The organism is Mucilaginibacter sp. (assembly GCF_041663085.1).
GTDB lineage: Bacteria > Bacteroidota > Bacteroidia > Sphingobacteriales > Sphingobacteriaceae > Mucilaginibacter.
Genome location: NZ_JBAZRC010000004.1, coordinates 35,217 through 48,665 on the forward strand (window position 1 = coordinate 35,217; position 13,449 = coordinate 48,665).

Below are 13,449 nucleotides of genomic sequence, written 5' to 3' on the forward strand. Positions count from 1 at the left end.
ATTTTGTTCATTAATTTGAAGCCGGTAACTCAACTTTCTTTATTTATTAAATTGCCTATGCATTAGCCTACAAGTGATAAGTTTTTTGAATATTGTGAATAAAAAGTATTCTCTTTGAGACGGACAAAAAACTTAATTACACAGAATAAACATATTAAAATTTAAACTACATGAACACCGAAACCACTTCGACTAATGACCCTGACGGCACAATACCGGTTGAAATTGCAAGAGAATGGGCCGACAACTGGCGCACTTATCTTTCTACCAGTAGCTCTGAATTTATTGCCCGATCATTTCTTATCCCCATTATTGATTTTCAAAACATTATGCTTTATAACCCCGATGCCGAAGCTGTAAGAGCGTTTATCGGCCTTGAATCGGCAACCGACCCGCTTACTGCCAAGCTAATGCTGGTGCCGGTAGAAAACGGGCAGGAAGTACTTGTAAAAGCAATAGTTGGCGGGGGATTGGGAGACTCACAAAGTAACGTGTATGATTTCACCAAAGCTTGCCCGCCTGAGTGCCCTGTTACGGTTGGAGATACTTTAGACGCGTAATTTTACATTCAATTTCGGATGATGTTTATAGGCTTTATACATATATTTAAGGCCTATAAACATCATTAATGCTATATTTAATTTACGTAACCTATATTGTACCGGCTGCTATATTAATACCTGTTTTAGCAGGCATTAAAAACTATAACTTTTTAACAAAACCATTAAGGGTTATCCTGTGGTTTTTGGTGTTTCAGGGGTTTGCAAATGTTATTAATTTAACGATGATAGCATTCCACTATTATACAACCCCCTTGTTTCATGTTTATAGCATTTTTGAATTTTTATTTATCTCACTATTTTACAGCAAGTTTTACAGCTTAAAAAAACAAAAAAGTATATACGCTTTAATTGTGGTTTTTAGTATTTTATGTATAGTTAATTACCTGTTCATTCAAAATAAAATAGAATTTAATACTTATACACGACCTTTAGAAGCTATTATTATAATTGTTTACAGTATGCTTTTTATACTTGAGCAAAATAACGAGGAGCAAAATTGGGGAGATGATGCTTATAATTGGATAAACGCCGGGATACTGATCTATTTCGCAAGCTGTTTATTCATGTTTATTTTCAGTAATTATTTACTTGGCGCCGGCAAACTGATTAACAGAATTGTTTGGAGCGCACACGATACTATACTGTTGCTTCAATATATTTTATTCGCCGTAGGACTTTATAAATGCAAAACACACCGGATAACATCTACGTATTAGTAATACTGGGAATGGCAGGGACCTTTTTATTGGTCGTGTCATTCATTTTCTTTTCTATTCGTAACCAAAATAAATTATTAAGGCAACGCCAGCACTTTCAACAGGCACAGATAGACCACCAAAAAGAGTTGTTACGTGCTGTTATCGAATCGCAGGAGGCTGAACGAAAACGCATTGGGCAGGATCTGCACGATGATGTAGGCACCACGGCATCGGGCTTAAGGTTGCTGATAGAAATGTTTAAGCCCGGTGATGATGTTAAAGCGCATCAGGATTTCACCCAATCTACCAAAACAATTATTGATAAGATAGTTAAAGATGTACGTAACATCTCCCATAACCTATCGCCATCTACATTAAGATATTACGGCCTGGCAGCAGCAATTAATGAGCACTGCACTATTATCAACCAGTCGGGCAAGTTAGAAATAACACTCGTAAACAATGCCGAACAAGCTTTAGAGAAACTACCGTTACAAACTTCAACCGCGCTGTATAGGGTTTTAGAAGAATTATTAAACAATACCATAAAACACTCGGGCGCAAGTAAGGCAAACATCAATCTTAACATGGTAAATGATACTTTACATATAGATTATGCAGATAATGGCAAGGGCCTAACAGCAGATGTGGAATTGGTAAAAAAAGGGATGGGCATGCAAAATATAGAGAGCCGGTTGCTTAACATTAATGCCACTTACTTACTTGAACCGTACTCTGGCAAAGGTTTCTGCATAAAAATTGAAAGCCCTATAGTTTAATTATGAGCCAAATCAATATAGTAATAGTTGATGATCAAAACTTATTTAGGCAAAGCCTCTCATTACTTATAAATTCTATTGAGAATTTTAAACTGATGGCAGAGTGCAACAGTGGCCAGGCATTTATTGAAACACTAAAAACTTTCGATATAAAGATTGATATTGCCATAATTGATATGGATATGCCGGGCATGAATGGCATAGAGCTGAATAAATACCTGCAAAACAACTACCCCCATATTAAGGTAATTATACTAACTGTACACGCTAACGAACTATTAATATCACAAATGATAAGTGAGGGAGCATCATCCTACCTGGTTAAAAATTGCGATAAGGATGAATTACTTTTAACCATTAATACTGTATATAAAACAGGCTTTTATTTTAATAAGCAAATAATAAAATCGTTACGAAGCGGTGCTAAAAACCGCCCGGCGTTGCAAGATTTGAGTGGCGCCCCCATTACGTTATCAAAACGTGAAAGCCAGGTGCTTAAATTGCTTTGCAGAGAATACAACAATGTAGAAATAGCAGCCGAGTTATATATAAGTGTGCGTACTGTTGAAGGGCACCGTGTTGGCCTGATAAACAAAATAAAATGCCGCACTACAGCCGGCCTGGTGCTTTTCGCTATTAAATATCAACTGCTTGACGCATCTTTTTAAAAACCACGTAAAACTACGTGATTTTAAAATCACGTAGTTACCCCACCCCTCCTATTTTGCCATACCACCGGTTAGTTTTATTAATTTCATAATTAATTACCATTGCGGTTATTGCCAATAAGTAAAATTGTTTAACTTTCAAATAAACAATACATTTATAGTAAAAAAAGACCCTGATTTTTGCCGTAACTGAATGACTATATTTACGTATAAATTAAAAATATTCTGTAAGGCTTTAAAAATGGATATAGTATTTATCAGCAATCAAATTAAGTATGATATTTTAAATATCTGTGGCCTGCCTGTAGAACAGTCTTATAATTTATTGACGAATACCCCCTTACAATCAATAGGATATGACAAAGACGAAGAATTATGCAGAAAGCTTGAAGAAAAGTTACGCATGGTAGCTGAGGAATATAAAACAGGGAAACGGGTAGTAAAAGGCGATGTATCAAAAAACTTAACCGTACGCCAATGTATCCAGTTAGTTATTGCCTAACACAAACAAACAATATAAATAGCAGTATAATAATCGTCATAGATGACTACATTATTACCTCAATACTACGAATTACTAAAAACAGCCGTATTAACAGAAACGGGGCTATCAACCATAACCCCCTGTGATTGTAAAATAATTTCGGCCAGTATATTTAACAAAACCAAGCAAAGTATTAGCGAAACCACGTTAAAACGTGTTTATGGTTTTGCCTACAGCAAGTTTAAACCCTCATTATTTACCATAGATGTTATGGCTAAATACTGCGGCTACCCAAGTTGGGAAGACTTTTGCCTCGAGCAAGATCAAAACACCGTTAAAACACAAGATACAAGTGCCGGTTGGGAAATACTTAAATTAAATGCCGGCAAAATTACCAGCTTTACGCTACAAGTATTGCGCAATAAATCGGGCATACCGTATAGCCAAACTATTAAAAGACAGTTTCTTGACGAACACTTTAATGAATTTTTAAACGGGGATTATACGGCAACAATACTTGCTGCTCCCGCAGGATATGGTAAAACTATAGCTCTGTGCCACTGGATAGAAGAACGGCTTATATTAAATACGGAAGGCAAAACAAATGATATTATTTTGTTTTTTAGCACAAGCGCGTTAATGAACGCCTTTTTAAGCGGGCGCGACCTTAATCACTGGCTGTTGGCCTTACTTGGCTACTCTGCAGACAATGATATAGCCACCCTGTTTGATAAGGAGCAAAAAAAGGGTGGCAATTTTTTCCTGGTGATAGATGACCTGGATGAATATGTTTATAAACCAGAGCAATTCAAGCTACTCCTTAATCAATTGCTTGATATTTTTTCATTGTATCAATTTGTACCATGGTTTAAGTTGATATTAACCATGCGGTCATCTACATGGATAAATAACAAACATGATATAGATAACGGAAACAGCAGCTGGCTTAAAGGGTTTATAGGGAATGAACAATGGGCTACCAATATCCCCTTATTTAGCCCGCAAGAAATAAAAGAACTTTGTTTAAATATTAACCCCGCCGCTAAAGATTTTGCAGCGGTTGACCTTGCAGACGATTTTAATCACCCTTTATATTTTCAGTTTTATTATAAAGAGCATAAAGATAACTTTACACTTACCGATATAAATCACGTTTCTATACATGAACTGATCTCGACGTTTATTCTTAATAAAATTTACCTTGGCCATCATTCGGCCGAAAAGGTTTTGTTATTAAAAGGTTTAATTGAGCAAATGGATTTTGCCCAACAGATATACAATGTACCAAAAACCAAAGTAAATGCGCTTATAAAACAATACCATAATGCTTATAATGAACTAATAAGCATTGGCTTTATACGTGAGCTTAATACCAGTTCAGACCTCCACTATCGTACATGCATACAGTTTAGCAACGATAGTTTTTTAGAGTATACCATAGCCAAAACTTTGCTTAATGCCAACAATTTTATATTTGATACAGCACTTATTAAAGGCATAAACACACAATTTGCCAATAACCCGCATAAACTTTCTGTTTTAAAATGGTGCATTATATATGCCATTAAAACAGGGCAGCAAAAAAGTTTTGACCTGTTGGCCCAAACACAATTAACATTTACAGAAAAATCAAATCTGATCATTTTCCTGGGCGACCTGTTCGAGAAAGAATTTTCAGCCGCAAATAAATCAGAATCGCTTGTACTATATTTTAAGCAGGATTGCAGTAAAGAACTTTTCAATTACTTTTTTGGGCTCGAATTTATTAACATCCGACATGAAAAAACATTGCATTGCTTATCAAAGTTTGGCCTGGCCAGCCGCAAACGGATCCTAATTTATACAGCGCTTGCGGTTTCTGCCGTTATGCGGATGAACCTGGATGACCTCCATAAAAATCTTATTAAACTGCAAAGCTTCCCGCCAGAAGATTATAACAAGTTTTCAATAAACCCGCTACATTGCATTGATGCCATGTATAGTTATTTTAAAAATGGGGTTATAAAAAAAGGGATATTTGTTGAACTGACGCGCTTTTACTTTAACCCGCCTTATGAAGGGAATTACTTTGAAAACAATGCATCAAACGATATGCTTTACCTACTGGGCGCATATACCCTATTACTTACTAATAACCCGGTTAAAACATTACGATACATTAATGTTTTAAAGAAACATTATAAAGAGACCGATTTTACCACCAATTACGGCTACAGTTTTTTCTTAAATATGGCAACCGCCGATTGCTATTTCAGGTTAGGTAAAACCAGGCAACTTGTTGAGATCTATTCTATTTATTCTACATCATATAAACAGGATGCCAGTGCATTTACAGATTACATGAAGAATTTATTTTATGCATTACGTATAAAAACCAATATCAGCCTAAACAAATACACGCATATTATTGAAGACATTAAATCTCATGCTCAAATAGCACATGGGCAAAAATTATCTCAAATATTTGTATTATTAATTATACTTAATACCCCGCAAATAGCAGACTTATACCCGCAGTTTTATAAACAATGCCATTATGAACATACCAAGCTACTGCGAGAGTGCGGGCTTACCGCTAATCTTTATTTTAAAACCATACCGCTGTACAATACTTAACCTTCCACCTAATCACAATTGCAAAAGGCGTTTACAATGTAAACGCCTTTGCTTTTACCCCTCCAGTTCAAATTTATTTGGTGGTGCATAATTGGTATCTAAATGAATATTAGCGGGTTTGCAAAATATTTAGCTGTCAACCAAACAATTGTTTATTAAATTAACAAACAATTAAACATTTGTTAACAGAAATAACGTAATATTGCAAATGCAATAATTTAAAATGTACATCTATTAAAATGTTACAAATAAATTACAATTAAATTCTTTGCATATTAAAACTTAGTGTTACTTTTACACTATTAAAAATAACAAAATAGTCTTCTCATAATTTAGGTTTATAATTGGTTAGTAAAGGCCCCTGCCCATCAGGGGCTTTACTTTTTTACAAGATTTTTTAATACGAATAATATAAAATTTAAAACAAGCATTTGGCATTTCACAAAAATTGCTACTTTTGCCATCCCAACATACGGGGGATTAGCTCAGCTGGCTAGAGCGCTTGCATGGCATGCAAGAGGTCATCGGTTCGACTCCGATATTCTCCACCCGGTAAAAGGCCTTACGAACTTCGTAAGGCCTTTTTATTTATCTAACACCTCCAGGCTAAAACCTTCGCATTTTATAGTGGTTATGTGTAGTATCACATTTAACCTTATCGTATGATTCCCCAAGCCAAAAGTTATTACCTGCCGCAAACACGCTCTATCGCCGTTGGGGTGATACTTATGCTGGTGGGCCTGGCCTTTACATTCGGGTTTATTGATATTCACCGGTCTCTATGGTATAATATCCAGTTTATCCTGATCAGTTTTGAGGGTGTGGTTGAATTTTTCATGTCTATAATTATGCTGGTTTTTAAAGCCGGGCTTATTATTGGCGGCTATTACTATATCAAAAACGCAACCGGCGTAGAGCGGGCCAGGCTCGACGATAAGGGCTTTTACTACCGCCTGATACCCAAGGGCTCGCGGTATACCAAGATCATGATAGACAGCGGCCCTTTGGCCTTTACGCCCTACAGCCAGATCATCGACTTTACCTACAAAAAAAACTTTTGGACGGGCGGGCAATTATACCTCACCTTGCCGTCGGGTATGCTGCCCTTAATAGCATTGGGCGTATTAAAGGACAGCGAAAAAATTGAGATAGCCCAACAGGTAAAGGCGCAGATAAACACCAGGCGTTAACTTGTTATTGCAGGACCCATTTCCCGTTCTGTTCCATTTTTGAAACGGGACAAACGGGACAAACGGAACACATTGATTATCAACTTATTAACACTGACAAGATTTTGTCAGTAGCTCAACCAATACTTCACCATATTTGAATTAATAGCACATTTACAAGACTTTAAGAAAACCTGTTTTTGTTCCATTTTTTAGGGAATGAGACAAAAACGGTCGCCGGAAAAAAACGGCTTAATTCGCCTTTTTTCGCCCCTGGTTCGCCTTTTTGTGTTGTGCAACCAGCCAGGAACGGAAACTTCCGTCATTTATCAACCAGCTGATTTATAGTTAAATACAAATTAAAGCCTGTTCCATATTTTCCCAAATGGGACAGAAATGGAACAAGCTTTTTGAGGCTGAAAGCTTAGTATTATAAACTTTGACAACCGCGGAACAGGGTTAAGCATTAACGGTGATTAATATTTTAACACTTAAATAAAAAGAAAAAATAATCACAGGATATTATTATTTTCGGATAATGAAAAACCTAACCTCCCTTGTTTTTATCCTGTTGCTGGCAACTTTTTTTTCAGCCTGTAAGTTAGATCCTGTCGACTATAATCATGATGTTAAGCCAGGTGGAGCAGTACCGGGAGGTACAGATAACGGCGGTTCGGTAGGCTCTGCAGAATATTATTTTAAAGGTAAATTAAACGGCACCGACCTCGCCTGGCCTGTTAACGATAGCGGAGATTGGGGGTCGGGTATCTCCCAACCAAGCGAGTATGGGCCTGATAACCTGATTGCCGGGTATGGTGGCGGCATAGTTAACAGTAAAGTATTTATGGTTAATTATCCGGCTGTTATGTTCTATTTTAAAACATTGCACGCTACCACCTTTGATCAGGCCCGGTTGCTTTTAAAAAGTTTTATAACAACCGGTACGTGGGCCTATGCCCCCAATGTCAGCCTTATTGCAGATGTTAAAGACGTATACGTTGCTTACACAGATAAAAATAATGTTATATATAATACCGTTGGCGACCAAACCGGTAGTACGTTCACTGTAGTTTCAACCATGGTAATACCCGCAGAACCGGGCATCGCCGAAAGAATTAAAGTAAAACTCAATGTTAACTGCAAACTTTATCCTGTAGATGGTAACGGCGCGTCACTTACCTTAACTAATTGCGAAGCGGTAATTTATCTCCAGGCTACTTAAAGGCTTACTTTTTCTGCTCTCTTTTCCAGGCATCAAACTTCATTCTTAAAACTTTGGTGGGGTTTATATCCTCGCCGCTTTGATTGCCAATCAGGTTAATATATGGCTTTTCAGGGTCATAAGATGGCTTGGCTACGGTGAGGAACGCGCTCAATGCCTTTTGGTCGCCGCAGCGTTTATCGCCGCAGTATTGCTCATGGTCTGTGCCACAATGGCGCCCTTGCCCGGCACAATGCCCACAGTTGTACGTGCATGATGCCCCCGCAATGCCTATCTCCTTGGTTTTTGGGTCTACCACAATAATGGACCAGGTTGCTTTGGCATTAGTAGCCAGTATAACCAACAGGCTAAAGGGTTAGGAAAACAGGTTTTAGGTTTTTCATTTGGATAAAGGTATGGGAGGTAAAGACGCAGGGGATGCGGATAAATTACAAGGGGATTAATCTTTGAGCACACCCGGCACGCGTGCGCCAGCATGGGAATTAGTTACAACATCCGGATTGATAGAATTAATCTTAAGCACACGCAGCATTCCTGTTCTCAAGGTTAATGTGCGTAAGTATTTTAGTTTGAAATAAGAAACTTTTACCCGAGGTAACTTACATAATAAACGCTTTGATAGTATAATACGAGCGTTTATTATCTGTTACAAAAATAAATCCCTTCGATGCCAAATTGTTGTATCATACTTGATAAAACTTGTGTTAGTTATAGCTGAAATAAGTTCACTTTTATTGATTCTCTTCCATACTAATTCACTTATATCTCTTTTATTACCAGTACCCATTAATCTATTTTCAAAGTATTCTTCGAGGTTTATCATTTCAATATTTTTATAATGAAACAAATTATTTATTAACCCAATAATTTTTGATAAAGCATAGGCATCCTCTACTGTTTTACCAGATAGATCGTTAACAACTTTAACTAAAAATTTATTTAATTCTGAATTAAGTAAGATAAATAATACGTTTTTTGAATGTATGGCTGTTTGAGTTATTGATTCATCCATATCAATCCCTTCAAGCTGCAAGTAACATTTAGTTAAGTTTGAATATGAATGTTCATCTGGGTCCACTTTGATTTCTTCCCAAACTTTTGATTTAGCTAAAGACCATTTTAAATCTAGTCGCCTTTGTTCGGGAATTATTTTTATGGAACTGACTTGGAAATTTTCTGATATAATCTTATCTATAACGCTATTTGAATTGAAGTTACAAAGAAGATTATCAATGTGCTTAGTATTGGAATCAGCAACATCAAAAATATTATTTAATAGTGATAATGCGGAAGTATTTGAAGATTTAATTTCTTTTAATAATGAATCTGCTGATGTATAGGATGCACAATCAATAGTCCAAAAATGATCAATTGCCTTTAAATCTTCAATGCTTATTACGTCGCGTTTTTCACTTTGTTCAATCAATATACATTTAACAGTAGATAATGACATTTCGAAAGATGATACATCTTCTATTTGTGTTTCCTTAGATCTTCGACCTGGCCCGGAAAGCGAATTTAAAATCCAATTTGCTTCACTAGCCGCCCAGGTTATAGAAAATCCCGCTTGCCTTAAACTCTGTAGTTGATTTGTTATATGTGCGAAATATAGCTGATATATTCTTTGCAATAATTGTTGTTTTTCTGGCGTAACTTCAATATTTGACCTCGCAACATTAGTTTTCGGTGCGTTCTTTCCCGAGGCATCAACTACTGCATAAAAATTCCTACCAATAAACCCTGGAGTATTAAAATCTACTCGAATACCTTCTATACAAATACCAACAGGACTTTCTAGTTTATTACGAGATTCTTGGTATTCTAAAAAAACCCATTCTTGCCAATGCTCAACAAATCTTAAAGCATAAGCCATTCTAACCCCTTCAACTTCGACTTCATTTATCTTAATCTCCTTGTTATCAACGTTAATTCCAGTTTGTTCCAAATGCGACTTCAGTAGATTTGTTAAACTATTGCTGCCAATTTGCTTAACTACTCCATTGTTCTGTAAAGTCAATTTACAATTGGGGATTAGTATCCACTTTTTTAATTCAGATTCGATCTCATTTAAATCTACATCAGACCTAACAAACAATTTGACAATAGTCCCATGCTTTTTAATAGATATAGGAAGTTTGTCATTATTTAAGTATTTAAGTAAATATTTTCCGTGAACTTTTTTAATTTTAAGAAGAATGCCTTTATCTTGGTCTTTCACATTTGTAATAATGTCTATATCATCGGCTATTAAAAAACATGTTAATAATCCGATACCAAACCGGCTAATTGACGAAAAATCCGGATATTGTTTTTTAAAATTTTCGTCTTGATACCTAGAAGATCCAACCTTTAATAAATGATTTTGGATAATATCCAAAGTCATTCCTGTACCATTATCAATAAATGAAAGTTCACGAGAATTTTCGTTCCACTCAATCGTAATTTCAGGTTCATATCCAATTATATTATCTTGTTCGTCTTCATACTTCATCAATTTTGAAGCATCAATTGCATTTTGAGTCAGTTCTCTTAAGACTACCGACGGATCATTGTATAGTGTGTGCCCGATAAGCAAGTCTAATATTCTATTTTGGTCTAAGATAAATTCGAACTGACGCTTATCAAAGTCTTTAGTTTCAATCTGCGAGTTATCAATATTTTTCCAAGGATATTCAAATTTGGTATCAAAGCTTTTTTTGGCAATTTCATTTAACCTGAAATTTTCTTTTAACTGTTTATCAGCATAATTTAAATAAGCTATTAAACCAAAAAAACCGCTTTCTTCCTCAAATAATGCAATTATTTCAAAAGTATCTTTAGCTAAACTGGAATCAATATTTCCTTCTTTGTTTTTTTTATTCTGAGGTCGCACAGCTTTCACCGAAGCTTGCTTTGCCCATTCTTCTTGACTAATAGGATCAGTGGGATTTATTAAGCTGTATTCAATAGAAGGAGTTCTATCAGATGTAATATGCAGCAAATCAGCTGTTCTAAGTAAAAGTGCAGCATATTGTACATTAACAACTTCATTTTTTGAAGGTCCGTATTGTTGATCCGGTTTATATTTAGCTAAATCTTCTAAATCCGACAAATGATGACTTTCACAAACTATAGCTAAGTCTCTCCTAAATAGTGGATCTATATTTTCAATTAATTTCTTAATCTCTTTAACAATTACTGGTTGATCAGGGAACTTAAGATCATATTCATCAAGTATCCAAAATTTAATCCTTTCTGCATGAGTACGACGAACAAATTCTTGGTAAATAAATCTTTCACGTTCACCTTGAGGTTCGATATTTTGAACTTTGTCTCTGAAATCTGAACCTAAAATCCCATCCCTAATTGACTGATAAAATTCCACAAACCCGCTATAATTTCTTTTTGCAAATTCATCTTTTGTAACAAGCATTCCTAAATCATGAAAGTATATTGCAAGAGTTATCATCATCCAATCGGCTGGCGTCATTAACTTCTTTGTGTTTTCTGGAATGATTTCGTCGAGAGAAATGAGCATACTATCAATATGACTTATGTCATGTTTAGTATACTCATCAAAAATTCCGTTTCGGCCGATTTGTGCTAAAATTAGTTCGACTTGTTTTTTGACATGCAAAAGTTTAAGTCCACTGAAAGCTTTAAGACTTTCAGCTTTTTCTGCAGATTGTTCTGCTGCTGTAGTAAGATCAGATATCATGATAAGGTTTTAATAATGGAGATATAAAAATAACTAAAAATTAGAACATTTATCAAAATATGCGAATCTTAAATATTAACTATTCTAATTAGAATCTACCCTCGCTAGCGCACGCGTGCCGCGTGTGCTATGGCCGGAAGCAAGTTTCTGAACTTTGCATCCATTTAGCATATTCACTTACTGCTCGTACAAGATTTCTCCTCGTACCTCGTTCGAAATGACACCGGGGTTTAAAAAGCACTTTCCTCCCTCGCTGGCGCACGCGTGCCGCGTGTGCTATGGCCGGAAGCAAGTTTCTGAACTTTGTATTCATTTAGCATATTCATCACTTACTGCTCGTACAAGATTCCTCCTCGTACCTCGTTCGGAATGACACCGGGGTTTTATGCACTCCCCTCGCTGGCGCACGCGTGCCGCGTGTGCTATGGCCGGAAGCAAGTTCTGAACTTTGTATCCATTTAGCATATTCACTTACTGCTCGTACAAGATTCCTCCTCGTACCTCGTTCGGAATGACATCGTGGTTTTATGAACTACCCTCCCCCACCTAAACCCGATTGCACGGAAAGCCCGCTTCTATCAGCGGCTTGCATCCCTATCTGCATCGGGACAGGGTACAAGCGGGGCTACCCTATGATAGCACCACCGCCTTTGCTTTTCAAACTCATTAACTTACTACTTTAAAAAACCATTCAGGTAGGTTAAAAGGGTTTGGGTTTGCATCATTAAGCCAACATGGCTCTGCGCAGGCACAACGGCCAGTTGCGATTTTGGCATCGGTGCCATATCTGCAGATACGCCACCACCCAGTAACTGGTAGGTTTTTGCCAGCTCAACTTTATCCAGGCCGTCATTGTCGCCGGCTATAATAAGTACCGGCGAAGTAATTTTGGCGATATTGCTGTCGCCCATATCAAATGGCGTAGCCATAAAAACAAGCATCTGGTCTATAAACTTTGTCCATTTTGTTTTGTCGGGTGCTACGGCATCATACGCGGTTTTCATGGGGCTATTGGCAAACATTTCGGGTTTCATATTTTTAAACGCGCCTGCTATTGCGGGCACCCAGCCGGTACTTTTATAGGTAGAAGAAATGATGACCAGTTTTTTTACCCGTTTAGGGTGTTGCAGTGTTAATTGGTAAGCCACGGAGCCGCCCATGCTATAGCCTGCAACATCGGCACTATCAACCTTTAAATAGTTCATTACGCCATCCACATCACTGGCCAGGGTAGCAATGTCCAGTTTCCTGTCTGCATAGGGTGTGTGCCCGTGGTCCTGCATTTCAATGGCAATTACCTTCCTGGTTTTTGATAGTTCGGGGATCAGCTGGCCCCAGTTGCCCTCAATGGTCATGAAAGCGCCGTGCAGTAAAACAAGGGGTTTGCCATCGCCATACACTTCGTAATAAACCTTTAGGCCATTAACCGGCGCGTAGCCACTGGCAGCGGGTTTAAGTTGTTGCGCTTGCAATGAGGTTGCTGTAAACACTGCGATTGCAATGACCAATATTGCTTTTAGGGGATTAATGCTTTTGAATAGATTTTTCATGAT

11 protein-coding genes and 1 tRNA gene are annotated in these 13,449 nt (G+C 37.0%); 9 read left to right on the forward strand and 3 right to left on the reverse strand.

Annotated elements, in window-relative coordinates; translation table 11 throughout:
• The first annotated feature begins 170 nt into the window (after window positions 1–170).
• The 9 genes from WC615_RS02555 to WC615_RS02595 all read left to right on the forward strand — a co-directional run bounded on the left by WC615_RS02555 (window position 171) and on the right by WC615_RS02595 (window position 8,199).
• The gene (locus WC615_RS02555; protein ID WP_372976578.1) at window positions 171–560 is read left to right on the forward strand and encodes a hypothetical protein; all 390 of its coding nucleotides are present in this window, start codon (window positions 171–173) and stop codon (window positions 558–560) included.
• A 68-nt stretch (window positions 561–628) separates the two neighbouring features.
• Window positions 629–1,279, forward strand: coding sequence for a hypothetical protein (locus WC615_RS02560; protein WP_372976579.1), 651 nt, complete (start codon window positions 629–631; stop codon window positions 1,277–1,279).
• Window positions 1,246–2,040 (forward strand): sensor histidine kinase, encoded by a 795-nt coding sequence (locus WC615_RS02565; protein ID WP_372976580.1) that lies wholly within the window; start codon window positions 1,246–1,248, stop codon window positions 2,038–2,040. The genes WC615_RS02560 and WC615_RS02565 overlap by 34 nt, the downstream gene beginning before the upstream one ends.
• A 2-nt stretch (window positions 2,041–2,042) precedes the next feature.
• Window positions 2,043–2,708 (forward strand): response regulator, encoded by a 666-nt coding sequence (locus WC615_RS02570; protein WP_372976581.1) that lies wholly within the window; start codon window positions 2,043–2,045, stop codon window positions 2,706–2,708.
• Window positions 2,709–2,901: 193 nt separating this feature from the next.
• Window positions 2,902–3,210 carry a hypothetical protein gene (locus WC615_RS02575; protein ID WP_372976582.1) on the forward strand — a complete coding sequence of 103 codons (309 nt, stop codon included), beginning with the start codon at window positions 2,902–2,904 and terminating at the stop codon, window positions 3,208–3,210.
• 42 nt (window positions 3,211–3,252) lie between these two features.
• Window positions 3,253–5,808, forward strand: a complete 2,556-nt coding sequence (locus WC615_RS02580; RefSeq protein WP_372976583.1) for a hypothetical protein — start codon at window positions 3,253–3,255, stop codon at window positions 5,806–5,808.
• Window positions 5,809–6,282: 474 nt separating this feature from the next.
• A tRNA-Ala gene (locus tag WC615_RS02585) sits at window positions 6,283–6,356 on the forward strand.
• 114 nt (window positions 6,357–6,470) lie between these two features.
• Window positions 6,471–6,998, forward strand: coding sequence for a hypothetical protein (locus tag WC615_RS02590; protein ID WP_372976584.1), 528 nt, complete (start codon window positions 6,471–6,473; stop codon window positions 6,996–6,998).
• Window positions 6,999–7,515: 517 nt separating this feature from the next.
• Complete coding sequence (locus tag WC615_RS02595; protein ID WP_372976585.1) at window positions 7,516–8,199, forward strand: hypothetical protein; 684 nt, start codon at window positions 7,516–7,518, stop codon at window positions 8,197–8,199.
• Between the two features lie 4 nt (window positions 8,200–8,203).
• On the opposite strand, the gene WC615_RS02600 is transcribed toward WC615_RS02595, so the two are convergent.
• From WC615_RS02600 to WC615_RS02610, 3 genes are all read right to left on the reverse strand, one after another.
• Window positions 8,204–8,542 carry a hypothetical protein gene (locus tag WC615_RS02600; protein ID WP_372976586.1) on the reverse strand — a complete coding sequence of 113 codons (339 nt, stop codon included), beginning with the start codon at window positions 8,540–8,542 and terminating at the stop codon, window positions 8,204–8,206.
• A gap of 303 nt (window positions 8,543–8,845) precedes the next feature.
• Entirely contained in the window at window positions 8,846–11,896 is a 3,051-nt protein-coding gene (locus tag WC615_RS02605; RefSeq protein ID WP_372976587.1) for an ATP-binding protein, read from the reverse strand.
• A 674-nt stretch (window positions 11,897–12,570) separates the two neighbouring features.
• Entirely contained in the window at window positions 12,571–13,446 is an 876-nt protein-coding gene (locus WC615_RS02610; RefSeq protein ID WP_372976588.1) for an alpha/beta fold hydrolase, read from the reverse strand.
• Window positions 13,447–13,449: the final 3 nt, after the last annotated feature.